General features: G+C 42.4%; 22 protein-coding genes. 18 read left to right on the forward strand and 4 right to left on the reverse strand.

Annotation, left to right across the window (positions count from 1 at the left end):
- Positions 1–85: 85 nt before the first annotated feature.
- The 3 genes from DYI25_RS01195 to DYI25_RS01205 all read left to right on the forward strand — a co-directional run bounded on the left by DYI25_RS01195 (position 86) and on the right by DYI25_RS01205 (position 2,561).
- Entirely contained in the window at positions 86–853 is a 768-nt protein-coding gene (locus tag DYI25_RS01195; RefSeq protein ID WP_213366018.1) for a prolyl oligopeptidase family serine peptidase, read from the forward strand.
- A 78-nt stretch (positions 854–931) separates the two neighbouring features.
- Positions 932–1,243, forward strand: coding sequence for a metal-sulfur cluster assembly factor (locus tag DYI25_RS01200; RefSeq protein WP_213366022.1), 312 nt, complete (start codon positions 932–934; stop codon positions 1,241–1,243).
- Positions 1,244–1,433: 190 nt separating this feature from the next.
- Positions 1,434–2,561 carry a TIGR04053 family radical SAM/SPASM domain-containing protein gene (locus DYI25_RS01205; protein ID WP_213366025.1) on the forward strand — a complete coding sequence of 376 codons (1,128 nt, stop codon included), beginning with the start codon at positions 1,434–1,436 and terminating at the stop codon, positions 2,559–2,561.
- An 81-nt stretch (positions 2,562–2,642) separates the two neighbouring features.
- On the opposite strand, the gene DYI25_RS01210 is transcribed toward DYI25_RS01205, so the two are convergent.
- Positions 2,643–3,341 (reverse strand): Crp/Fnr family transcriptional regulator, encoded by a 699-nt coding sequence (locus tag DYI25_RS01210; RefSeq protein ID WP_213366028.1) that lies wholly within the window; start codon positions 3,339–3,341, stop codon positions 2,643–2,645.
- 435 nt (positions 3,342–3,776) lie between these two features.
- Here DYI25_RS01210 and DYI25_RS01215 point away from each other — a divergent pair, with 435 nt between their 5' ends.
- The 4 genes from DYI25_RS01215 to cls all read left to right on the forward strand — a co-directional run bounded on the left by DYI25_RS01215 (position 3,777) and on the right by cls (position 9,558).
- Positions 3,777–5,069 carry a NarK family nitrate/nitrite MFS transporter gene (locus DYI25_RS01215; RefSeq protein ID WP_213366031.1) on the forward strand — a complete coding sequence of 431 codons (1,293 nt, stop codon included), beginning with the start codon at positions 3,777–3,779 and terminating at the stop codon, positions 5,067–5,069.
- Between the two features lie 42 nt (positions 5,070–5,111).
- Positions 5,112–6,326, forward strand: a complete 1,215-nt coding sequence (locus DYI25_RS01220; protein WP_213366034.1) for a nitrate/nitrite transporter — start codon at positions 5,112–5,114, stop codon at positions 6,324–6,326.
- A 300-nt stretch (positions 6,327–6,626) separates the two neighbouring features.
- Entirely contained in the window at positions 6,627–7,643 is a 1,017-nt protein-coding gene (gene moaA, locus DYI25_RS01225) for a GTP 3',8-cyclase MoaA (protein WP_213366037.1), read from the forward strand.
- A gap of 403 nt (positions 7,644–8,046) precedes the next feature.
- Positions 8,047–9,558: a cardiolipin synthase gene (gene cls, locus DYI25_RS01230; protein WP_213366040.1), complete on the forward strand. Its 1,512-nt coding sequence runs from the start codon at positions 8,047–8,049 to the stop codon at positions 9,556–9,558.
- Between the two features lie 79 nt (positions 9,559–9,637).
- On the opposite strand, the gene ric is transcribed toward cls, so the two are convergent.
- Positions 9,638–10,336: an iron-sulfur cluster repair di-iron protein gene (gene ric, locus DYI25_RS01235; protein WP_213366043.1), complete on the reverse strand. Its 699-nt coding sequence runs from the start codon at positions 10,334–10,336 to the stop codon at positions 9,638–9,640.
- Positions 10,337–10,558: 222 nt separating this feature from the next.
- Between ric and glp the strand changes: the two genes are divergently transcribed.
- The 3 genes from glp (at position 10,559) to DYI25_RS01250 (ending at position 12,902) form a co-directional block, all read left to right on the forward strand.
- Positions 10,559–11,824: a gephyrin-like molybdotransferase Glp gene (gene glp, locus DYI25_RS01240; RefSeq protein ID WP_213366046.1), complete on the forward strand. Its 1,266-nt coding sequence runs from the start codon at positions 10,559–10,561 to the stop codon at positions 11,822–11,824.
- Complete coding sequence (gene mobB, locus DYI25_RS01245) at positions 11,812–12,327, forward strand: molybdopterin-guanine dinucleotide biosynthesis protein B (protein ID WP_249745201.1); 516 nt, start codon at positions 11,812–11,814, stop codon at positions 12,325–12,327. The genes glp and mobB overlap by 13 nt, the downstream gene beginning before the upstream one ends.
- 146 nt (positions 12,328–12,473) lie before the next feature.
- Positions 12,474–12,902: a respiratory nitrate reductase subunit gamma gene (locus DYI25_RS01250; protein WP_213366049.1), complete on the forward strand. Its 429-nt coding sequence runs from the start codon at positions 12,474–12,476 to the stop codon at positions 12,900–12,902.
- A 141-nt stretch (positions 12,903–13,043) separates the two neighbouring features.
- Here DYI25_RS01250 and DYI25_RS01255 read toward each other — a convergent pair whose 3' ends face one another.
- Entirely contained in the window at positions 13,044–13,616 is a 573-nt protein-coding gene (locus DYI25_RS01255; RefSeq protein ID WP_213366052.1) for an MEDS domain-containing protein, read from the reverse strand.
- Positions 13,617–13,863: 247 nt separating this feature from the next.
- Here DYI25_RS01255 and DYI25_RS01260 point away from each other — a divergent pair, with 247 nt between their 5' ends.
- Positions 13,864–14,580 (forward strand): YwiC-like family protein, encoded by a 717-nt coding sequence (locus DYI25_RS01260; protein ID WP_213366056.1) that lies wholly within the window; start codon positions 13,864–13,866, stop codon positions 14,578–14,580.
- A gap of 62 nt (positions 14,581–14,642) precedes the next feature.
- Here the strand turns inward: DYI25_RS01260 and DYI25_RS01265 are convergent, their stop codons facing one another.
- Positions 14,643–15,335, reverse strand: coding sequence for a Crp/Fnr family transcriptional regulator (locus tag DYI25_RS01265; RefSeq protein ID WP_213366059.1), 693 nt, complete (start codon positions 15,333–15,335; stop codon positions 14,643–14,645).
- Positions 15,336–15,558: 223 nt separating this feature from the next.
- Between DYI25_RS01265 and argC the strand changes: the two genes are divergently transcribed.
- The 7 genes from argC (at position 15,559) to argF (ending at position 24,982) form a co-directional block, all read left to right on the forward strand.
- Positions 15,559–16,593 carry an N-acetyl-gamma-glutamyl-phosphate reductase gene (argC, locus tag DYI25_RS01270; protein ID WP_213366062.1) on the forward strand — a complete coding sequence of 345 codons (1,035 nt, stop codon included), beginning with the start codon at positions 15,559–15,561 and terminating at the stop codon, positions 16,591–16,593.
- 11 nt (positions 16,594–16,604) lie between these two features.
- Positions 16,605–17,840, forward strand: a complete 1,236-nt coding sequence (argJ, locus tag DYI25_RS01275; protein ID WP_249745202.1) for a bifunctional ornithine acetyltransferase/N-acetylglutamate synthase — start codon at positions 16,605–16,607, stop codon at positions 17,838–17,840.
- A gap of 22 nt (positions 17,841–17,862) precedes the next feature.
- Complete coding sequence (gene argB, locus DYI25_RS01280) at positions 17,863–18,624, forward strand: acetylglutamate kinase (protein ID WP_342032502.1); 762 nt, start codon at positions 17,863–17,865, stop codon at positions 18,622–18,624.
- Positions 18,624–19,781 carry an acetylornithine transaminase gene (locus DYI25_RS01285; RefSeq protein WP_213366068.1) on the forward strand — a complete coding sequence of 386 codons (1,158 nt, stop codon included), beginning with the start codon at positions 18,624–18,626 and terminating at the stop codon, positions 19,779–19,781. The genes argB and DYI25_RS01285 overlap by 1 nt, the downstream gene beginning before the upstream one ends.
- Before the next feature lie 74 nt (positions 19,782–19,855).
- Complete coding sequence (locus DYI25_RS01290) at positions 19,856–20,935, forward strand: carbamoyl phosphate synthase small subunit (RefSeq protein WP_213366072.1); 1,080 nt, start codon at positions 19,856–19,858, stop codon at positions 20,933–20,935.
- A complete protein-coding gene (locus DYI25_RS01295; RefSeq protein WP_213366075.1) occupies positions 20,928–24,029 on the forward strand; it encodes a carbamoyl phosphate synthase large subunit in 3,102 nt (1,033 codons plus the stop codon). Before DYI25_RS01290 ends, DYI25_RS01295 begins: the two co-directional genes overlap by 8 nt.
- Positions 24,026–24,982, forward strand: coding sequence for an ornithine carbamoyltransferase (gene argF / locus DYI25_RS01300; protein ID WP_213366078.1), 957 nt, complete (start codon positions 24,026–24,028; stop codon positions 24,980–24,982). The genes DYI25_RS01295 and argF overlap by 4 nt, the downstream gene beginning before the upstream one ends.
- Positions 24,983–25,079 lie beyond the last annotated feature (97 nt).

Here is a 25,079-nt window from a genome sequence, read left to right on the forward strand (position 1 = left end):
TTTACATATAAAATGTAAAAAAATCATTTTAGATACTTAAAAGATCGGTAAATTTAATATCAGTTCGATGCAGGAGGGTTAATCATTGATTTTGGTCGAAAAGAAACGCATTCAACATATTCCCGTTCTCCATATTGTAAAACAAAAGCAATTTTCAGATAGAATGCCTTTGATTGTTTTTTTGCATGGGTTTACGAGCACTAAAGAACGAAACATGCATTATGCTTATCTTATTGCGGAAAAAGGCTTTAGGGTCATTATGCCAGAGGCGAAATATCATGGAACTCGCAGTGAAGGACTGTCAGAGACGGAGCTTAGCTACCGTTTCTGGGACATCGTCATCACGTCGATTGAGGAACTTTCAACAATCAAACAGGAATTGGTTGAGGAAGGTTTGGTGGATCCCGCAAGAATCGGTGTTGCAGGAACATCAATGGGCGGCATTACGACACTTGGCGCATTGGCAAGGTATGAATGGATAAAAGCTGGTGTCAGCTTGATGGGGAATCCTTCATTTGAGGATTTTGCTCTATGGCAGCTGAACGAAATGGAAAAAAGGAATATTCAGATTGGGCTGTCAAAGGAACAAGTATCAGATTTGCTGAACTTGCTTAAAAAGTATGACCTAAGCCTTCAGCCTGAAAAATTGAACAAGCGCCCGCTGTTATTCTGGCATGGAAAGATAGACCCAGTCGTCCCATATCAAGCTGCTTATCATTTTTACGAGCAAAACAGGAAAAGCTATGAGGGAACAAATGGGATGTTTGAATTCATCACAGATGAAAATGCCGGACACAATGTATCAAATGCAGGTGTGGAGGCAACTGCAAATTGGTTTGAAAAGCATTTATGATGCCTTTCCGCTTTTAATGCGTATAAATCATTGTTATGATAGAAATAGGTTACAGCAATAAAAAAGGAGTGTTCACCGATGGACCAAGATTTAAAAGATAGCCTTATGGGTGCGCTTGAGATGGTCGTTGACCCCGAACTTGGCGTTGATATCGTTAATTTGGGGCTAGTATATGATGTGGATTTGAACGAGGAAGGGCTTGCGACAGTGACAATGACATTGACGTCTATGGGCTGCCCGCTTGCAGGCACGATTGTTGAGCAGGTTAAATTAGCTCTTTCCGACCTACCGGAAGTTAAAGATACAGAAGTAAATATCGTGTTCAACCCGCCGTGGTCTAAGGACATGATGTCCCGTTACGCAAAAATCGCATTAGGCGTAAGGGATTAAGGTATAATCTCGAAGCAGCAGGAAACCTTCCTGCTGCTTTTTCTATTATTGAGGGTGTCCCATTAATCTCAGGTCACAAAATTGTCATACAAAAAGGCGATTATGGGTCTATTTATGTGAGTTAGTTCACTTAATCATGTTGGAAACACTTATATACTTCTTTTATAGAGAAGTACTTAAGGAGGCGCCAATGATGTTTGAAAGAGATTTTAACAAAGACCCATTCATTGTGATTTGGGAACTTACTAGAGCCTGCCAATTAAAATGCCTGCACTGCCGTGCGGAAGCACAATATAGAAGAGATCCGCGTGAATTGTCCTTTGAAGAAGGTAAAGCGCTGATTGACCAAATGTATGAAATGAATAATCCGATGCTTGTGTTTACGGGTGGGGACCCTTTGATGAGGGAGGATGTTTTTGATATCGCAGAGTATGCGGTGAAAAAAGGCGTGCGTGTTTCGATGACACCGAGTGCGACACCTAATGTGACGAAGGAAGCGATTGAAAAGGCGAAGTCAGTTGGGTTATCCCGCTGGGCATTCAGTATCGACGGGCCAACTGCTGAAGTCCATGACCACTTCAGGGGAACAGCAGGTTCTTTTGATTTAACGATGGAAAGAATCAAGTATTTGCATGAGCTGGAAATCCCGATTCAGATCAATACGGTTATTTCACGGTACAATATTGAGTATTTAGATGAAATGGCAAAGATGGTTGAAGATTTGGATTGTGTCCTTTGGAGTGTGTTTTTCCTTGTTCCGACAGGACGCGGCCAGGAAAAGGACATGATCTCTCCGGTAGAGCATGAAAAAGTCTTCACTTGGCTGTATGATTTAAGCAAAAGGGTAAAGTTCGACATTAAAACGACTGCGGCGCAGCATTATCGCCGGGTTGTGATCCAGCAAAAAATGCGCGAAGCAAAGGAGCATACAGAAGAAATTGATTATTTGACCGCGCTGACTAAGGAAGGGTTGACTGGGTCTATCGACGGCCTTGGACGTGCGCCAAAAGGAGTCAACGATGGCAATGGTTTTGTGTTCATTTCCCACGTTGGAGATGTCTATCCAAGCGGACTGCTCCCTGTGAAAGCAGGGAACGTAAGGGAACAGCCGCTTGCAGAAATTTACAGGGATTCGCCTGTCTTCAAGTCATTGAGGAATCCGGATGAGTACAAAGGAAAATGCGGAGTGTGCGAGTTCAGGTATGTATGCGGGGGTTCACGTTCAAGAGCATACGCCATGACCGGTGATTACCTGGAGAGCGAGCCATTCTGCGTATACATCCCTAAAGCGCTGAGAAAACAAAAACAGGAGAGCTAATAAGCTCTCCCGCCTCTGGCAAAATTACTTTCAACATGAAAAGCGAGTGAATCCAAAAGGGGATTTACTCGCTTTTTATCATTAATCTATGGAACAAAATACCGCCGGGCAGTTTTCGCAGCCGATTTCCTGTCGCAAATAATCCACATCATGAATTAGGATTTTACCTTTTTTAATTGAAATGATTCCTTCACGCTTCAAGTCGTTCAGGATGCGGTTTGTGCTTTCGCGGGAGGTGCCGCAGAAGTTTGCCAGCTCCTGGTTTGTTAACGGCAGGTCGATCAAAATGCCGGCATCTTTATTGATACCATAGCTGTTAGTCATTCGGATCAAGGTAGAAAATAATGCTCCTTTTTTTCCGTTAAGTACAAGATCGCGGAATTTAGTCTGAGTTTTACGGAAATGATCGCTCATCCACTTCATGAATTCAAATGCAAGTTTTGGATTGTGGAATATCTCCTTTTCAATTACATCTTTTCTGATTGCTGCGATTTTCGCATCCTCGAGGATAAGCGCACTTAAGAGATACTTAGGTGCATCAGTAAAAAGTGTCAATTCTCCACAAATATCGTTTTCCCCACAAATTCTTAAGGCAAGCTCGCGGCCATCCTGGGTGACTTTGCTGATTTGGACCTTGCCGCCAAGGATCAAATAAAGCTCCTCTGCCTCCATGCCTTCCTGGAACAGGTAAGAACCTTTTTTCACCTGGATCGTCCGGTCGGCAAACTGGAGTAATTCTTTAATTTCAATCGAATGAGTTACTTTAGTTGTGTTTGGCATGGTCATCACCCTTTTTAAAAAATTTGCTCTGCTAAAGATTGTCGCTAATGGTTGAAATTTAAACATAGACCAAAATATCTGAGTCACGTCATGAACAGTTGATTTTCCGTAACGAGTAATTTGTTTGTAACAATAATAACACCGTCATAGTGTTAATCGGATATCGAATCACCAATTGTCAAAATGTCGTCACATTTAAATGGTTGTATGTTCACAATTCAGAAACAAATAACCCCAGTTCTATTATACCGGTATTAAAGAGCAGCGGCAGCAGGGTTTGGAGCTAACTGTGACGTTTTGTTGAACAACAAAAAAGGTGTGAAGTTAATCACATAATAACGTTGAAGAGTTTTCTACGATTGAACAAAAGAGAATATTTTTGCTCGCTAGATTTTGAAAAAGCTTTTTAGAACTTAATTGAAAGGATGTTTGAAGATGGCAAGGATCAAACAATGGGAACCAGAGAACGATGAATTTTGGTTAAAGGAAGGAAAAGCCCATGCCCAGAGGAATCTTTGGATTTCAATTCCGGCCTTATTCCTTGCTTTTATCGTATGGCAGATTTGGTCTGTTACTGCTGTAAGGTTGAATGATGCCGGTTTTAATTTTACATCAAGTGAATTATTCACCCTCGCGGCGCTTCCGGGGCTTGTGGGAGCAACCTTCAGGATTTTCTTTACCTTCATGCCAGGAGTGTTTGGGGGAAGGAACTGGACAGTCATTAGTACAGCTTCCTTGTTAATCCCGGCAATCGGGATAGGGATTGCCGTACAGAACCCTGAGACATCTTTTACGACCATGGCTGTTTTAGCGGCTTTGTGCGGAATCGGCGGTGGGAACTTTTCCTCCTCCATGGCAAATATCAGCTTCTTTTTTCCTAAAAGGCTTAAAGGATCTGCCAACGGACTCAATGCAGGGATAGGCAACCTTGGAGTGAGTGCTGTTCAATTTTTAACACCGATTGTCATAACAACAGGAATCTTTTCTGGCATTTTTGGTACTTCGCAGCTGATGCCTGATGGCAAGGAAGTCTGGATACAAAATGCAGCATTTATATGGATTGTCCCAATAATAATTGTTGCAATTGCCGCATTCTTTGGGATGGATAACCTTCCGAACGCAAAGCAATCGTTCAAAGAACAGTCAATTATTTTCAAAAACAAACACACTTGGATTATGTCTTGGATTTATACAATGTGCTTCGGGTCATTTATTGGTTATGCTGCGGCATTCCCATTGCTGATCAAATCGGAATTCCCTGAAGTCAATGCATTGCAGCTGGCATTTCTGGGTCCTTTCGTTGGCGCAGCAGTACGGCCGCTGGGTGGATGGATTGCCGATAAAGTGGGCGGTGCAATTGTGACATTTTGGGATATTATCGTGATGATTGGTGCGACAATCGGAGTCATATACTTTTTGAATATCAATAGTTTCCCAGGATTTTTAACAATGTTCATCGTATTGTTTTTTACGACAGGGATCGCGAATGGCTCTACATTTAGGATGATTCCATTTATCTTTGAACCAAAGCAGGCAGCCCCCGTGTTAGGCTTCACTGCTGCAATCGCTGCATATGGGGCATTCATCATTCCAAAAATCTTCAGCTGGTCACTTGCAGCCACTGGAGCAGCTAATCTGGCACTGTATATTTTTATAGCTTATTATGTAATCAGCCTAGTCATCACATGGTACTATTACTCACGCAAAAATGCAGAAGTGAAGTGCTAGTTTGCATGATTTCAAATACTAAATGATGAGGAGCATTAGCGAATGAGTAATATTAGGAGCTTTTTAAAAAGTGGACATTTACCGACTTTGCTTTCTTCGTTCTTGTATTTTGATATTAGTTTCATGATTTGGGTTATGGTGGGAGCAACCTCCACATTTATCGTCCAGGATTTTGGACTCTCCCCGGCTGAAAAAGGATTGATGGTGGGAATTCCTATCCTTGGAGGTTCCCTTCTCCGGATTCCGATGGGGCTTTTGGCAGACCGTTATGGCGGAAAGCGGATGGGGATTATTGGAATGCTGCTGACCATCATCCCTCTATTTTGGGGATGGCAGTTTGGGAATTCTTTTACAGAGGTTCAGGCTTTTGGTTTCTTATTAGGGATTGCAGGTGCCAGTTTCGCAGTAGCATTGCCGCTCGCAAGCCGGTGGTATCCACCAGAGCATCAGGGTTTGGCCATGGGCATTGCAGGAGCAGGAAACAGCGGTACCGTATTAGCTACTTTGTTTGCGCCGAGAATTGCTGAAGCTTACGGCTGGCATGGGGTTTTTGGTTTTTCGCTGATTCCGCTTCTAATCGCGTTTATTGTGTTTGTCATTTTTGCTAAAGATTGTCCAAATGCTCCAAAACCACAAAAGCTGTCACAATATCTAGCAATTGTAAAAATAAAAGAAACCTGGATTTTCAGCTTCTTTTATAGCTTGTCATTTGGAGGCTTTGTAGGATTAACGAGTTATTTAGGGATTTTCTTTGTGGATCAATATGGGATTTCTAAAGTTACAGCCGGAGACCTAGTGACGATCGCTGTTTTTGCAGGAAGCTTCGTCAGGCCGATTGGAGGCTACTTTGCGGACCGGCTTGGAGGCATCAACCTGTTGATCAGGCTATTCATTCTTGCAGCCGTCATGCTAGGCTTCATTGGCTTCCTGCCTCCGCTGTATCTAACATTGCCGTTATTCATTCTTGCAATGCTGATTTTTGGGGTTGCAAACGGCGCATTGTTCCAGGTAATCCCGACAAGATTCCCGCGCGAAGTAGGAATATTCACTGGGTTTGTAGGGGCAGCCGGGGGTTTCGGTGGATTTTTCCTTCCGAATATTTTAGGAACATTCAAGGAGTTGACGGGATCGTATTCCATGGGATTTTGGTGGATAGGTGCAACTTTCGGCGTTGCCCTGTTCCTGATTGTCTCGCTGCGGAAAAAATGGGGAGAAGCTCAAATAGATTCACAAAATTCGTTAAATCAAATAAAATAGGATACAATTATTTATTATGGGGGTACCAGAAATTTCTGGTACTTCTTTTAAATTAATATAGAAAAATGAATCACGGTATGACTTTTGCTTATTTCACAATCAATAATATGACAACATCATGACAATTTCTTGATAAAAACACTACCCTGGCAGTTTTTATGTTGTAATATAGACATAAGGATGAAATCTACTATTTTAATAGAGGACTATTGATGTTACTGTGAGAATATTAACAGTTAACAACCTTTGTTGCTGTTACAATGTCAATAATCATAACTTCTACAATTGGAGTTGACACAAATGGTAAAAAACATAATAAAAGACCAATTAAATAGACCGCTCCGCGACTTGCGTATTTCTGTTATAGATCGATGCAATTTCCGCTGTCAGTATTGTATGCCTGCCGAAATATTCGGCCCGGATTTCGCGTTCTTACCTAAAAGCGAACTGTTGTCTTATGAAGAAATTGAACGTTTAGCCAAATTGTTCATAGAACTAGGGGTAGAAAAGATCAGGCTTACTGGTGGCGAGCCGTTAATGCGCAAGGATATGCCGATTCTGGTTAGAATGCTGAATGAGATCGAAGGATTGAAGGATATCGCTTTGACCACTAATGGTGTAATGCTGCCAAAATATGCAGAGGAGCTGCATGCTGCTGGTTTGAAGCGGGTCAATATCAGTCTTGACAGTTTAAAAGATGAACTGTTTGGCGAAATTAATGGCCGGAATGTTGGCGTCGGGCCAGTATTAAAAGGGATTGAAGCAGCGAAGAAAGCTGGCTTAGGCGTGAAAATCAATATGGTTATCAAAAAGGGGCTCAATGATTCTGAGATTCTTCCAATGGCAGAATTCTGCAAAAAAGAAGGTCTGGAGCTCCGTTACATTGAATACATGGATGTGGGCAGCACGAACGGCTGGAAAATGGATGATGTCATCACCAAGAAGCAGATTCACGACCTGATAAGCCAGCACTATGAATTAGAACCAGTTGATCCTGAATATTTCGGGGAAGTGGCAAAAAAATACCGATATAAAGGTACTGATATTAATGTCGGCTTCATTTCATCGGTATCAGAGTCATTCTGCTCAAGCTGCACAAGGTCACGTTTGTCTGCGAACGGGCAGATCTTCACATGCCTTTTCAACGGCAATGGCCATGATATCCGCGACTTCATGCGCGCTGGTGCTACGGATGACGAACTTCGCGCACGCATTACTGACGTCTGGAATCATAGAGCTGACCGTTATTCGGATGAACGTACGGCTGAAACAGTAGCGAACAGAAAAAAAATCGAAATGTCCTATATTGGCGGTTAAGACTCCTTCGGGGGTCTTTTATTTTGGCTCTTTTCTCAAACTTTGTTGCTATTGATTACAAAATAGGAGTGATTGAACTATTTTTCTTCCCAAAGTAGCCTCTTATTATGAGAAAAGAGCATGCAAACTTAATACCGAACTACAAAATGGCGTTCTATTACGTTAAAATCGGCTTTAGGATTTTAACAACAATCTTTACGAAAACAGCCTTTATTTTTGCAACAACATCACGCATACATCAGAGACAGCACCTCGCGTGCAAACTCTTGTTCACTCAATCTACTTTGAGTCCAATCATACTTCTATGCTTTTCTGATTTAGCAAAATTGGACATACTATGTTTCCGGACAAATGGTTTATGGGTATACATGAATCTACTATAAATTTGTTGGAGATTGCTGGAATGATAAAAAGAAGACTTGAGTTTATATTTGTTTTTATTTTAATGGCGTGTTTTTATATTGTTCTTTTCACAGGTTATAGCCAGAATTTCAAAGTATCAGCCATATTGATATATGCGGTAATCATTTTTATTAGCATGTATTCATTGATGCTTGAAAACCGTTCGGCTCAGCACACGCTGATGTGGATGTATGTCATGCTGCTTTTTCCTGTAGGCGGCTATTTCTTCTACTTGTTTTCTGGCCAGTTGTATTTGAAGGGTTATTTATATAAAAGTAAGCGTACGAGAGATCGTGATCAGTGGGAAAAACTGATGAGGAAGGAAGAGTCGAGGGACCTATCTTTTTTAATCGAGAATCAGCAATGCTTTGCAAAATATGCAAAGAATGCATCATTGACACCGATTACCACTGCTTCCAAGGCAAAGATACTGAAAAATGGGGAAGCGACTTTTTCCGAACTGAAAAAGGAATTGCGTGAAGCTAAAAAATTCATCCATATGGAATATTATATCTTCAGGTCTGACCGGCTTGGCAGAGAGGTTATTGATATTCTGGTTGAAAAAGCCAGGCAGGGTGTCGAGGTGTTGTTCATTTTCGATGCTGCTGGAAGCATGAACATCGCAGCCGCAGATTTAAAGAATATGCATGATGCAGGCATTAAAGCGGCTCCATTTTCTCCGCTGAAGTATGGATTCTTCAATCAAAAATTCAATTTTCGCAATCACCGGAAAATTGTCATTATTGATGGAGAAATCGGGTTTGTTGGCGGTTTGAACGTCGGGGTTGAATATTTAGGAGAAAATGACAAAATCGGTTTCTGGCGTGATACTCACATGATGCTGACAGGGGAGTCAGTCTATACTCTTCACAATGTCTTCCTGCTTGATTGGGAATATATAAGCGGAGAGAAGGTACCGGAGTATCATCAAGCCATGAAGAAACCCCAAGAAGATGATGAACTCGATGGTGCGATACAGGTGGTGCCAAGCGGTCCGGATACACAGCAGGGAATCATGAGTGATTTTTATTATACGATGATGTCCTGTGCAACAAAGTCGATTTGGATCGCTACACCTTATTTTGTTCCTGATGAAGCAATCCGCACTGCATTGAGAGTAGCCGCAGCAAAGGGGATTGAAGTAAGAATCATGGTACCAGAAATCAATGACAGCTATCTGACGCAATATGCAAGCCGTTCTTACTATTCAGAGCTATTGCGGAACGGGGCTGAAATCTACTCATACAAAAAAGGCTTTTTGCACCAGAAGGTCATCATCGTCGACGGGAATATCGCCTCAATCGGCACAGCCAATTTAGACATGCGGAGTTTCCATCTGAACTTTGAAGTCAATGTCTTCTTGTTTGGAACAAGCTCGATCAGGGACCTTGTGGCTCATTATGAAGAGGACCTTGAAGATTCAGAGAAAATCAGTGCTGTTCAATATCATAAGCGTGGGCTTTGGGAACGTACGAAAGAGTCGTTCGCGCGGCTGTTCTCCGGGGCATTGTAGCTTTTTGAAAATCGTTTCGGTGATATGTTTTTTGAAAAACTAGAAAAGACCTCATCAAGGGATGAGGTCTTTTTAATGATTAAGCAATATACCTTGGGAAAAGGATATTGTTTTCAAGATGGACATGCATGAAGGTATGTGATTCCAATGCTTCCAGGCGCTTGTATACTAAACGGTACGTTCCGCATGCATCGATTGGCGGATTGAAGTCAGCGGTGATTTCACGCAATTGTTTTAGGATTGAACCAGCTTGATCGTGTTCCTTCTCTAGCTCTGCAATTTCTGCGATCATTTCAGAACGGTTTTCCTCATTTGCAGTGTCAAGCTGCAGCAACAGCGGGAAGACGGTCTCTTCTTCTTTTGCCGTATGCTCCAGGAGCTCCTTCTTCAACGTATAGAAAAGCTCATAGACTTTCAACAGTTCTTCGTGGCGGTCACCATGAACTTTAGCTACTTTAGTTACATACGGGCTGAGCAATCTTAACTCTTCTTCAAGCTCACGGTGGTATTTGTTCTTGATATGGTCGATCAACTCCGTTGAGTCAGTTTCTGTCCAAACCTCCATGCTTTCTGGGGCGCCGTTATGCTTTTGATATAGTTCTTCGAGTGCAGCCATGATTGACGGCACATCCAGGTTCTGTTCACCAGCCGCTTCAGCTAGAGGACGGTTGCCGCCACAGCAGAAATCCAGTCTATTCTGCTTGAATAAATCACTTGATTGGGGGAATATATTGACAATATCTTTAACGAATGAATTTTGATCAAACGGCATTTTCATGTAAGAACCCTCCAGTAAATTATTTAATACTGTTTACATACTCATCATAAAGGAAATGGTTTTACTACTTGGTGATGTGCATCACACTTCACAAAAAATCTACATATTTTCAGGAAATATTTTGAGAGAATACTGTGAGATTTGTTATGTTTTCATTTTTACATTACTCTTATAATGAAAAGGGTAAATTTAGATGTTAAGCCTGCAATAGGAGCTGATTATATGTTAGAGAAAAGAAACCCTATTCCGATTGGAGAGGCAGTTAAGAGAGTGATGGAGCTTAAGAAAAACGGCTCTACTGAATATGTTTCAATTAATGAAAGCTATGGACGCTATCTTTCAGAGGACTTGAAAGCAACCAGCGATGTGCCGCATTTTGATAGAGCGCCATATGATGGATATGCGGTCCGTTCTGTCGATACACATGAAGCTTCCCAAAATCATGCTGTTGAATTTGAAGTAGTGGACCATATCGGAGCAGGGATGCTTACAGATAAAGAGCTCGGGCCCTTCCAGGCGGTCAGGATCATGACAGGAGCCCAGATGCCTGTTGGCGCTGACGCCGTTGTTATGTTTGAATTGGCTAAAGAAGTCGAGCGTGATGGAAAAAAATATATGGAAACAAAGCGGAAACATAATAAGGGAGACAATGTTTCCTACCGCGGCGAGGATGCAAAAGAAGGGGAAGTGCTTGTAAAAAAAGGCACTTTTATCAATCCGGGAATTCAGGCAATGCTGGCGACATTTGGGTATGCGAAGGTACCAGTTGCAAAGAAACCGGTAATTGGGCTTTATGCAACGGGAACTGAATTGCTTGATGTCGATGAACCGCTCGAACCAGGAAAAATCCGTAACAGCAACTCTTATATGATATCCGCGCAAATCCTTCGTGCTGGAGCTGAAGTGAAATACTTTGGCCAGCTGCCAGATGATTTTGATACATGCTTTGATGCCGTAAGCAAAGCGATAGAGCAAGTGGATTTATTCATTACGACCGGTGGGGTTTCCGTCGGTGACTACGACTATCTGCCAGAGATTTATGCAAAGCTGGGAGCAGAGGTGTTGTTCAATAAGGTAGCAATGAGGCCAGGCAGCGTCACTACTGTAGCGCAGCTTGATGGGAAGTTATTGTTTGGCCTATCAGGAAACCCTTCAGCATGCTATGTTGGCTTTGAATTGTTCGCTCGTCCAATTATCAGGAAGATGCTGTTTACTGAACAGCCTCATTTAAGGAAGGAGAAAGCGATTCTTGATGCCAATTTCCCTAAAGCAAATCCATTTACTAGATTTGTAAGGAGTGCCCTGACAATAGAGAATGGCAAGCTGGTCGTGACACCGAGCGGTCTGGATAAGTCGAATATCATCATGAGCCTGGCCGGGGCTAACTCCCTCATGATCCTCCCTGGCGGTACAAGAGGTTTCGAGCGGGGAACTGAGGTTGAGGTCCTTTTGCTGGAAGATCATGTGGGCAGTGGATGGCCTTGGTAAAACCGGTGCTGTTCCAGGTTGCAGGGTACCAAAACAGCGGCAAAACTACACTTAGCCTGAGGTTGATCAAAGAGCTGACTGCAGCAGGTCTGAAGGTTGCGACAGTCAAACACCATGGGCATGGCGGCAGGCCGGAAGTTGTAGAGGCAAAGGATTCAGACATGCATGTAAAGGCAGGAGCTGCTGTCTCCCTTGTAGAAGGAGGTGGCAGGATGATCATTCATGCTGAAAATGGGCAATGGTCCCTTTCTGAAGAAATAGACATGCTATCCTTCTTCAAGCCTGATGTAATCTTGATAGAAGGATATAAGAATGAGCCCTATCCTAAGGCGGTCATCCTTCGTGATGAAAGCGATTTGGAGCTAGTGGAAAAGCTGCATAATATCCAGGTCGTTTTATGCCGAAAACCTGGGTTGTCAAACTTGTTAAAAGATTCAGCTCTCCCTGTTCTTAATATGGATGATGGAGTTTGCTGGATTTTAGAATACATCACCAATAAATAGGTGATTTCCTCTAAGTCGTTCAAGGTTTAGCAAGAAAAAGTTCTTATTTTGGACATAATCGGCGACTTTTGTCACTGTCACTTCATACTTACCCGGTTAGAATGTTAATGGGGTTTAAGTTGTGAGATATGTGTGAGGTGAGAACGATGGAAATGCTGCAAATCTTCTTATGGATCGTGTACCCGTATTCGGTTGCGGCAATAGTGGCAATGGGGCTCGTTTGGCAGTACGATGCATCGAGAGAGGAAGGAACACGCTCGAAAGCAGGGAGGCTTCTGCTAGTCGTCGTCAAAACACTTATGGCTGCCAGCACAGCAACAGGTATCGCCATCGTGCTATCCAGCAGCATAGCTAACGAACCAGTATTGCTGTTGAGATGGCTCATCAGCCTTGCCCAGCTGCAGCCAGACATGAGCTTGGTCACGGATGTTTCCATTCTCTCTAAGGTGCATTTCATTGTTGTGTTCCTATTCCTATTGAGTCTGGCTTTCACGAAGGAAATTTATTATTTGTTAAAACCGCACTTATATTTGAAAAAAATCTTTTTAAAACTTCATTTTGAAAAAAGAGGCTGAAAATAAGTTTCTGATTTAGGATCAGAACTTGGATATTTTAAGAGATAAACAAAGCACGGTAAAATATTTCTAGTAATGGGATAGCAAGGCGATATAAAAAAACGCTTAGGAATTGAATTGAAATTCCTAAGCGTTTTTGCCTTATTTTCCACCACTTGCTAATTGATATTGCTCTGAGACGATGAAATCATCATCTATTAAAACATAAGGATGTGTTTCCATCAAAATCCTTGTGAGGTTGTCTGGCATTTTATCCCCTTCGTAAGCACAAATCAGTGGGAAAGACAGTGCATTTACAGCTTGGTCTACTATTCTTTCAAAATCTTCAATTATATGCAGTGGATCTTTCATTGTGGCCCACTCAACATGTGCCCAGGATCGGAAAGGGAGATCATTTTCTATATACGGCTGAACCATGTTATTAAAGTAATCCAGGATTGCAGGAGGATGATAACTGCCACTGGAATAATAAAAATCGAAGTTGTTTACCCAATGAACAAATTTCATTTGATCTTCCGTTAATCGTGAGCTGAGTTCTTCGTCAATTAAACGGAATAGAGGTTCATTTTCAATGAAAATAACATAATCCCCCGCCATAACGCCTTCTTCTATAAAACTAACAGCCTGATTAATGTATTTATCCATTTCATTGTAGGAATAAAGGACATGAACGCTCCTATGATCTTTAAACAACTGATTCATGTTGTTCTTCAAGTGATCACCCCTTCTTAAGTAATGCCTTCAAGTTTACTACACTTCCGTATATAAATAAATGACCGTTCAAGTTCAATCCCTGACTGAAGGGTTCAAATTTTTTAAGATGAATGTGCTAGAACCTTATAGTTTTTATGACAGTTCAGTGTCAGTGGGATTCCCACACGAAGAAATGTGATGTGTTTCACTTATTCATTGTTTTCACTGCTTTATATTTAAGGTAAGAAACATAAGGGAGTGTTCATTCATGAAGTTATTTATGCCAAAACAGCATGGGGCCTGGGCGATGTTGATCATCCCTTTCTGGCTTGGAGCAGCGGCAAGTGAAATAGTCTGGCAGCATGTCCCGTTTTTTATCGGATGGTTGTTACTATATCTAGGAACATATCCGCTTCTATTGATGTTCAAGAAAAAGAAAATTCCGTTTTATCGTAAATGGGCACTTATTTATATAATACCAGCGTTAGTGTTCTTAATGTTTCCATTGTTCACAACACCATCAATCGTAACCTTTGGCCTTTCAATGATTCCGTTTTTTTTGATCAATGCATACTTCTCTGCTAAAAATAAAGACCGGGCTCTCCTGAATGATTTAAGTGCAATCGTTGTTTTCGCCATTGCTGGACTGGCCAGCAGTTATCTCCCGAATGGGGAAGTCAATGAAAACGCCATTCTTGTTTTTGCTGCAGTTATTCTATTTTTCACGGGAAGCACGTTTTACGTGAAAACAATGATCCGTGAAAAGAAAAATAGTCAATTCAAATGGATTTCCTGGACGTACCATCTTCTGGTACCGATTTTATGGCTTGTGGCAGGAGAGGCAACCACCGCGGTAGCCGCCATTCCAAGCTTGATCAGAGCTGTTGCATTTTACGGTAAACCACTTTCCGTCATGAAGGTAGGGATATACGAAGTAGTGAACGCAGTCCTGTTTTTTATCATCATGCTATTTGCGATTCTGTAACAACAATCAAAGCGAAGACTACAAATAAGTAAAGCCGACAGAAAAAAATCTGGCGGCTTTTACTATTCGATATTGCATATTTCAATCGGGCAATTCTCACAATCTATTTCTCTTTTAAGTCGATTTAGTGCATGGACGGTAATAAAACCTTTATCAATTGAAATGATATTACTCTTCCTAAGATCACTCAATAATCTGTTTACGACCTCGCGAGAAGTCCCGCAAAAGTTTGCAAGCTCCTGGTTTGTAAGGGCTACATTAATTTTAAGTCCTTCATCTGTTTTGATTCCATAGCTGTTTACCATTCGAATCAAGGTGGAGTATAATGCCCCCTTTTTTCCATGAAGGACGAGATCCCTGAACCTTGTTTGTGATTTGCGATGCTGCAGGGAAAGCCATTTAACGAGTTCCAGTGCCAGCCCGCTATCCTTTTCGATTTCAGCCTCGAGCTTTTCCTTTTGAATCACCGCCACCGTCCCGCTTTCTGAGGCGCGGGCATTCAATATATGCTGAGATGCCTGGCTGAACAGTGATAACTCCCCAACCAATTCGCCAGCTGAACACATTCTGATTGTTAACTCGCGTCCATCTGGTACCATTTTGCTTATCTGAAATTTCCCGCTCTGGATAATGTACAGCTCATCTGCGGTATTTCCTTCTTCAAAAAGGAAGCGCCCTTTATCAATTGTCTTGATTCTGTGCACCTTTTCAAAAAGCTTATTCAAATTTGGTGACAACGTTGTTGCAGTCAACATATGAATACCACCTTATTAAGGGAAGATTAATACTCCCTTGTGTATCTGATATTAATATAATTATATTGTAAAGCATACAAATCCAGCAATAAAATTGTGAATTGTTCACATATTGTTAATAAATTGTTGCGTTTTTTCTTGTTTGTTCTTATAATAAAAAGAAATTTATTTATAAATATAAATATACATGATTATTTATACATAAGCTGAAAGGAGGTTTCAAGTGAAGGCAGCGATCATTGGTACCACTGGATATGGTGGAGGAGAATTGATCCGTATCCTGGAAAATCATCCATATATCAGTATTCATTCAATTCACACAACTAGAGATGAAAAACCTGTTTCTGAAGAATATCCCCATTTAACAGGTATTTTTGATAAGGTCCTCACCAAGATTGAAACTGAAAAAATCGCCGAGGAAGCAGACATTGTGTTCCTGGCAACCCCTTCTAAAGTTTCCGGAAAGCTTGTTGAATCATTTTTCAATAAGGGTATTAAAGTTATTGATCTATCAGGTGACTTGAGGTTAAAAGACGCATCAGCTTATAAAGCATGGTATAAGCATGAACCAGTCGGTGCTCCTATTCTGAATGAAGCAATCTACGGACTTAGTGAATGGAATAGGGAGCAGATTATGAACGCAAATCTACTAGCCAATCCAGGCTGCTACCCGACTGCAGCGCTCCTTGGGCTGGCACCAGTGCTGACAGAAAAGCTAGTTGAATCGAATAGTATCATAATTGATGCTAAGTCTGGCGTGTCCGGAGCAGGCAGGTCTCCATCAATGGGCACACTATATGCAGAGTTAAATGAAAATTTCAAAATTTATAAAGTCAATGAGCATCAGCATATTCCTGAAATCGAACAGCAGCTTAGTCTTTGGAATGGCGATGTGGTAAACGTAACCTTCAGCACACATTTAATACCGGTTACCAGGGGAATCATGGCCACAATATATGTCCATTTAAAAGAAGATTTGGATACTTTAAGACTGCTAGATTTATACAAGGAAACATATGATGGCCACCCATTTGTAAGAGTAAGAAAAAATGGAGTATTCCCGTCAATCAAAGAGGTCAAGGGATCGAATTACTGTGATATCGGCTTGCATGCGGACAGCAGGACAGGAAGACTGACGATTGTATCGGTTATCGATAATTTAATGAAAGGTGCTGCAGGGCAAGCGGTCCAAAACGCCAATATCATGTTCGGATTAAAGGAAAGTTCAGGACTCGAGATGATTCCACTGTATCCATAAAGGAGGAAAATATGTACCAGGCAATGACCGACAAGCAATTAATAAAAAAAATCCCTGATGGAGGAATTTTAACGCCAAAAGGGTTCCAGTGCGGAGGAATACATGCAGGGCTACGCTATGCCAAGCTTGATTTAGGGATGATTGTAAGCGAGGAACCAGCGAGTTGTGCCGCCGTCTACACAACGAGTCACTTCCAGGCAGCGCCATTGATTGTTACACAGGAAAGTATAGCAAAGGAAAAGGTTCTCCAGGCAATCGTCGTCAACAGTGCATGTGCGAATGCTTGTACAGGAGAACAAGGGTATCAGGATGCGCTGAAAATGCGCTCAGTGGCAGCAGCAAAAATGGGGATGCCAGAACATCATGTTGCAGTAGCATCCACCGGAGTAATCGGTGAATTTATGCAAATGGAAAAAATCGAGTCTGGAATCATCCAACTGGCCATCGGGAATAAAGCTGGTGATGCAAAGGACTTCCAAACTGCGATCCTGACAACCGATACGGTAATGAAAAGCTGCTGTTATTCTGCAGAGATTGACGGGATCACAGTAAGTATGGGGGGAGCTGCGAAAGGTTCAGGGATGATTCACCCAAATATGGCAACGATGCTTGGCTTTTTAACAACAGACGCAAATATCTCAAGTGAACACCTGACTGTCGCGCTAAAAGATGTAACGAACACAACCTTCAATCAAATCACTGTGGATGGAGATACATCAACGAACGATATGGTGCTGGTGATGGCAAATGGAACTGCAGGAAATCAGCCGTTGAATCCAGACCATCCAGACTGGCCAGTTTTTGTAGACCTGTTAAAAGAAAGCTGTGCAAGTCTTGCTAAACAAATCGCAAAGGATGGAGAAGGAGCAACTAAATTGATTGAGATATCGGTGTCAGGCGCGATGTCTGATGAAGAAGCACGAATGATAGGTAAACAAATCGCCGGATCCAACCTTGTCAAAACAGCAGTCTACGGTGCCGATGCGAACTGGGGACGGATCATTGGCGCGATTGGTCAAAGTCATGCATCCGTAAATCCAAAAACAGTCGATATATACCTTGGAGAAATTACTATGCTTAAAGGAAGTACACCCGTTGCGTTCGATGAAGTTCAGGCAAGGGAGTACCTGATGAATGATAAGGTTGAAATTTACGTTGACCTCCATTTGGGAGAGGGGAAAGGAATGGCCTGGGGATGCGACCTTTCCTATGATTATGTGAAGATAAATGCAAGCTATCGGACATAAAGGGGCGGATTAATTGGACACGGTGGTCATTAAATGCGGCGGAAGTGTGTTAGAGGAGCTTAATGACAATTTCTTTAATAGTCTAAAAGAATTGATGGAGGATGGTTTTTATCCCGTCATTGTTCACGGGGGTGGACCAGCAATCAATTCGATGCTTGATTTATATGAAATCCCCGCAAATTTCAAAGATGGTCTTAGAGTAACTTGTGAAAAGACCATGGGAATCGTTGAAATGGTACTGTCGGGCCAGACGAACCGGCAGCTTTGCAGCATGCTGATGAAGCAGGATTTCAATGCTCTGGGCATAAATGGCAGCGATGGACAATGTCTTCAGGCGGAATATATTGATAAACAGGGCTTAGGATACGTTGGGACTATTACCCAAGTAAACACTGACCTGATAATGTTGGCGGTTCATAATGGCTATATTCCTGTGATTACTCCAATTGGTATTGCTGAAGATGGCAGCAAGCTTAATATAAATGGTGATTATGCTGCTGCATCGATTGCGAAAGCATTGAAGGCTGAACGGTGTGCATTTGTAACCAATGTAGACGGAATCCTAATTAATGGTGAGTTGGTAAGCGAAATTACTGATAGTCAAATAGAAAGCTATATTTCTGATGGAAGCATCTACGGAGGAATGGTCCCAAAGGTGAAATCAGCATTGTCAGCTACAGCTGCGGGTGTAGAAACTGTTATGATCATTTCTGGCAAGAAGCAATTCTATAAAAATAACTGCTGGCACGGAACAGTGATTGCCGCAAAAGAAGAGGTGTTTTAATGAGCCATTTATTCCCTACTTATCAACGATGGGAAATTGAGCCTGAAAAAGCAGCAGGGACGATCCTCTATGGAAAGGACGGACAACAATACCTTGATTTTACTTCTGGTATCGGTGTCTGCAATTTGGGCCATCGTCCTGAAGCAGTTGAACACGCGGTCAAGGAGCAGTTGGAATTATTCTGGCATGTATCGAATCTCTTTCCGCAAAGCATCCAGGAAGAAGCAGCGAAAAAGCTCGCAGAGGGATCTGGCCTGGGTTGTGTGTTTTTTGCCAATAGTGGCGCTGAAGCAAACGAAGCAGCTATTAAACTGGCAAGGAAAGCTACGGGCAGGACCAAAATCATCACGTTCCTTCAATCTTTTCACGGGAGGACTTTCGCCGGCATGGCTGCGACCGGACAGGATAAAATCAAGCAGGGGTTTGGAAGCATGCTTGAAACATTTATCCACCTGCCATTCAATGATCTGGAAGCTCTAAAAAATGAAATTGATTCTGATACAGCTGCTGTGATGATTGAAATTGTCCAGGGTGAAGGCGGAATCCATGTCGTTACAAATGAATTTATAAAAGAAGCAGCTAAGTTATGTGCTGAAAATGGCGTCCTGCTAATAATCGATGAAATCCAGACTGGGATCGGACGGACGGGGAAACCATTTGCGTTTCAGCATTTTTGCATTGAACCCGATATCATAACCGTTGCGAAAGGTCTTGGCAATGGACTTCCAATAGGAGCTGCCATCGGCAAAGCGGAACTTTCGGAGTTTTTTGGTCCGGGAAGTCATGGATCGACCTTTGGCGGTAATCCGATCAGTACGGCAGCCGCAATAGCAGTTATGGAAATCATTTTTAACGAAGAATTCCTAAAAGAGGCATCTGCCAAAGGTAGACTACTGTTTGAGTTGCTTCACAAGGACCTAGGCTGTATGGAAGTGGTTAAAGAAATCAGGGGACTAGGGTTGATGGCCGGAATCGAACTGACTGTTGCAGCCCAGCCAATTCTAGCTGAATTGAGGAAATCAGGTCTGATTGCATTGCCGGCAGGAGAAAAGGTAGTCCGTCTTCTTCCGCCGCTGAATGTTACAGCAGAAGAGATTGAAAAGGCTGTCTCATTAATGAAAGAAATAATTAGTAAAAGTAAGGTAACAGCAAAATAAGCAGTAAATTTTTTTTGATTTTAATGTATAAAAATAAGTGGTATTAAATAAATATACATTTGGAGAGGTGTCTGATGAAAGGATATCTGCATCTGGCTGACGGCAAGACATTTCAGGGGCACATGCATGGATCGCTAGCTGAAGAGGGCATTGCCGGTGAGATTGTATTTTTTACAGGAATGACGGGTTATCAAGAAGTACTGACCGATCCTTCATACAAGAATCAAATCATTGTTTTCACCTACCCGCTGATTGGCAACTATGGGATCAATGATAAGGATTTTGAAAGCAAAAAGCCGCATGTTGCGGCAGTAATCGTCTTTGAAGCTGCCAAAACAGCTTATCATTATGAAGCCCAGCATTCATTTACAGAGTATCTTGAGAAATGGGATATTCCGGTACTTGAGCATGTTGATACTCGTGAGCTCGTAAAATGCATCCGCCAGAACGGTACGATGCCTGCTATTTTATCAAGCGAGCCATTTTGTGAATCAAGCTGTGACACGATCGATGGTCTCAAGGTGCAGAAGGTATCTTCTATGGCACCAGAATCTATAGGCTTTGGCGACAGTCATATTGTTCTAATTGATTACGGTTTTAAGAAATCCATTGCTGACTATCTGGTTAAACAAAACTGCCTGGTGACAATTGTTCCATACAATTATAGCTTTGAACAAATTGCTGCATTGAAGCCAGATGGTGTGCTTTTATCCAATGGACCTGGTGATCCGAAGGAATTATTTGGGCAGCTGCATGAGATTAGGAAAGTAATCGAGAATTACCCCGTATTGGGGATTTGCCTTGGGCATCAACTTGCAGCGCTGGCGCTTGGAGGGGATACACAGAAAATGCTCTTTGGACATCGAGGGGCAAACCAGCCTGTATACGATGTGAAAAGCAATCGGGTATTCATGTCCTCCCAAAACCACAGCTATGCTGTTGATCAAAGCAGTATTGGCAGTACAGGATTGAAGGTCCGTTTCTTCAACAAAAATGATCAGTCAATCGAAGGCCTTTACCATGAAAAATGGCCGCTGATGACTGTCCAGTTCCACCCAGAAGCCAGCCCGGGACCTGAAGACAGTGTATTCATATTTGAAGAATTCATCAATACAGTCAAATACAGAAAGCGGAGAGAAGTCAGCTATGCCTAAGGATAAAAATATTAAGTCAATACTAGTAATCGGTTCAGGACCAATTATCATCGGCCAGGCCGCTGAATTTGATTATGCAGGTACACAGGCCTGCATCGCCTTGAAAGAGGAAGGATATCGGGTCATCCTTGTAAACAATAACCCTGCAACCGTCATGACAGATCATGTATTTGCAGATGCAGTCTATTTTGAACCAATGACGGCTGAAGGTGTAGAAAAAGTGATCCAGCGAGAAAAACCAGATGGGATTTTAGGGACTCTTGGGGGCCAGGCAGGATTGAATCTTGTGTTCAAGCTAAGCGAAGAGGGCATTCTCGAAAAGTATAAGGTAAAAGTGCTGGGCACCTCGGTTGCAAGTATTAAGCAAGGAGAAGACAGGCAAGCATTCCGCTCACTGATGCATGAGTTGAATGAACCAGTGCCAGAAAGTGAAATTGTTCAATTTGTTGAAGAGGCGGTCGCCTTTGCAGAAAAAATCGGCTTTCCGCTGATTGTAAGGCCCGCTTACACGCTTGGAGGCACAGGCGGGGGGATAGCCGGAACAATGGAAGAATTAATCTCTCTTGTATCCGGCGGGTTGAATGAGAGCCCGATTAAGCAATGCCTGGTCGAAAGAAGCATTGCAGGCTATAAAGAAATCGAATACGAAATGATGAGGGATGCTGCAGGTACTTGCATCTCCATCTGTAATATGGAGAATATTGACCCGGTCGGGATCCATACTGGTGATTCTATTGTAGTAGCTCCCTCACAGACGCTGACAGACCGAGAATATCAGATGCTTAGGACATCGGCCGTTAAAATCATTTCAGCTCTAGGAATCGTTGGAGGCTGCAATATCCAGTTTGCCCTTGATCCAAAAAGCAAAAATTACTTTTTGATTGAAGTGAACCCGCGGGTCAGCAGATCATCAGCGCTTGCATCAAAAGCAACAGGATATCCAATCGCACGGATGGCCGCAAAGCTCGCGGTTGGATATAATCTAGCCGAAATAATAAACCCTGTTACAGGCAATACCTTTGCCAGCTATGAGCCGTCGCTTGACTATGTAGTGGTGAAAATACCGAAATGGCCGTTTGAGCAATTCCCGCAAATCGACAGGACCCTAGGAACGCAAATGAAGGCAACAGGGGAAGCGATGGCAATTGACCGAAGTTTTGAGCGAGCTTTTATTAAAGCCGTCCGGTCTCTGAATAGTAAAACTCAGGATTTACGACTGCCGGCATTTGAGGGATTTACGGTCGAACAGCTATACACTTTGGCAGGAAAACAGACAGACCAGCGCGTTTTTGCATTGCTCGAACTGCTGCGTCGGGGTGAAGAAGTTCTGTCTCTCCATGAAAAAACAAAAATAGATTTATTTTTCCTCAATAAATTTAAGTCATTGACTGATATTGAGAAGTCGATTGAAGGGCTTAAAATCGAAGACATTACGGCTGATGAGCTAAGGTATCTGAAAGAAAAAGGGTTTAGTGATGCTTATCTGGCCAAAGAGTGGAAGGTTGGCGAGCAAACGGTCAGAGAGTTACGGAAAAAACAGGGGATCACACCTGTTTATAAAATGGTCGATACATGTGCGGCTGAATTTGAATCTGCTTCTAATTATTTTTACTCTAGCTATCTTGGGGAAAATGAAGCGACGGTTGGAAGCGGCAAACGAAAGGTGCTTGTAATTGGCAGCGGTCCGATCAGCATCGGTCAGGGAATCGAGTTTGATTATTGCTCGGTGCATGGCGTTTTTGCCCTCAAAGAAGAAAATGTGGAAACAATCATGATCAACAATAATCCGGAGACCGTCAGCACTGATTTTACGATATCGGATCGATTGTATTTTGAACCCTTAACCTTGGAAGATATCTTGAATGTAATTGAAATAGAAGGGATAGAGGAAGTCATTGTCCAGCTAGGCGGTCAGACTGCCTTGAACCTGGCAAAGGGACTTGAGGAAGCGGGAGTCAAGCTGCTGGGAACGAGTTCTGCAACAATTGATATGTTTGAAGACCGGGATCAATTTTACCAGCTGCTTGACAAGCTTCAAATACCGCGCGTAAAGGGTGAAACAGCTGAGGACGAGGGTGAACTTCTGAGTGCTGTTGAGCGGATAGGGTATCCAGTATTAATCAGGCCTTCCTATGTAATTGGCGGATTAAATATGGTGATACTTCGAAATCAGCAGGAACTAAAAAGTGTACTGGATGCAGGTAATATTCAATACCCTATCCTGGTTGATCAATACCTTGAAGCAAGTGAGGCGGAACTTGATCTTGCGTCCGATGGAGAGAATATCTTGATTCCGGCCATCATCGAGCATATCGAAAAAACAGGCGTCCATTCGGGGGATAGCTTTTGTATCATTCCTGCACAAAGCTTTTCAAACGAAACAAAACAGAAGATGGCAGAGTATGCAAAGAGTATCGTGAATGAATTGAAGTATAAGGGATTAATGAACATTCAGTTCATTGTAAAGGAAAATGAAGTGTATCTGCTTGAAGTCAATCCACGCTCAAGCAGGACAATGCCGATCGTCAGCAAAGTAGCCGGTGTTGAATTAGTCAAAAAAGCGACAAAAATATTGCTTGGGAAATATTTTTTGTCGAAAGATGAAGTTTTGCTTAACTCTGATGCACGGTACACATGTGTAAAGCATCCGGTATTTTCGAATTTTGCCTTGAAAGGATTGGACCTCAAGACAGGTCCGCAAATGATTTCGACAGGGGAAGGAATCAGTATTGCTTCGACTCTTGAAGAGGCATTGAATAAGAGTTTCCATTCAATCAGCGGAAAAGCTGTCCAGGGAGCGATTGCATTTGCTGATAAAAACGAGTTATTGGAAGCTGAAAAACTGTCAGCAAATTTAAATTTAGTCGATATCGAAAATGTAGCGGATCCTCAAAATGTGACAGCTTTATATTGTCCTGGTACATCAGAGAGGGATTTATCTCTGAGAGAGTGGGCTGTAAAAAACCGAAAAATTGTATTGACCCAAAAAGAAACTCTATATGCATTATTAAAGAGTGCGACAGCCGAAAGCTGGAATGTGAACTCTCTGGATCAATGGCTGACAGAAACTAGTGAGGAAGTGATGGCAGAATGACAGCACTACAGCAGCTTCATATTGATATAAAAGGCAAGGACCTATTAACTCTGGCTGATTTTGAACCACAGGAAATCATAACTTTATTGGAAAAGGCAGTCATCTTAAAGGAAAAGACTTTAAAGAAGCAATTTGATCACCCCCTTAAAGGCAAAATACTAGGAATGATCTTTGACAAATCCTCAACGCGTACAAGAGTATCATTCGAGGTAGGAATGATCCAGCTTGGGGGAAGCGCTCTTTACTTAAATGGCAACGACTTGCAGCTAGGGCGGGGTGAAACAGTGGCAGATACAGCCCAGGTTCTTTCGCAATATCTTGACGGTATCATGATCAGGACCTTCTCACACAAGTCGGTAGAGGAACTTGCCGATCACGCGGACATTCCTGTCATCAACGGGCTGACCGATCTTTATCATCCATGCCAGGCACTTGCTGACCTTCTGACGATTTATGAAAAGAAAGGAAAGCTTAAAGGGCTTAAGCTTGCTTATATCGGTGATGGAAACAATGTCGCCCATTCATTGATGATCGCCTGCACAAAAGTCGGGATGGATGTATCGATTGCTTCTCCAAAGGGATACCTCCCGGATCAAACGATAACAGCTCGCTGTGAAGACTTCGCAAGCTTAAGCGGAGCAAACATGGTCATCACCGAATCACCTCAAGAAGCCGTTCAAGGCGCTGATATCATCTATACAGATGTGTGGACCAGCATGGGCCAGGAGCTCGAAAATGAACAGAGATTAAAGGATTTTCATGACTACCAGGTGAATGAAGCATTACTAAGAGAAGCAAATGAAAACTACCTGTTTATGCACTGTCTTCCCGCGCACCGCGGCGAAGAGGTGACAGCAGAAGTGATCGACGGCCAGAACTCCGTGGTATTCGAACAGGCAGGCAACCGGCTTCATGCACAGAAAGCATTGCTTGTGGAGATATTGAAGGATTAAGTAGTTGAATATGTGAAAAGTTCCTATAGAGATGTTCTATAAGCCCGAATGAGTGGTGGAAGGAGCTAAAAGGTCCTATAGAAAGATTCTATAAGCC

It is taken from the genome of Mesobacillus boroniphilus (genome assembly GCF_018424685.1).
GTDB classification, from domain to species: domain Bacteria; phylum Bacillota; class Bacilli; order Bacillales; family Cytobacillaceae; genus Mesobacillus; species Mesobacillus boroniphilus_A.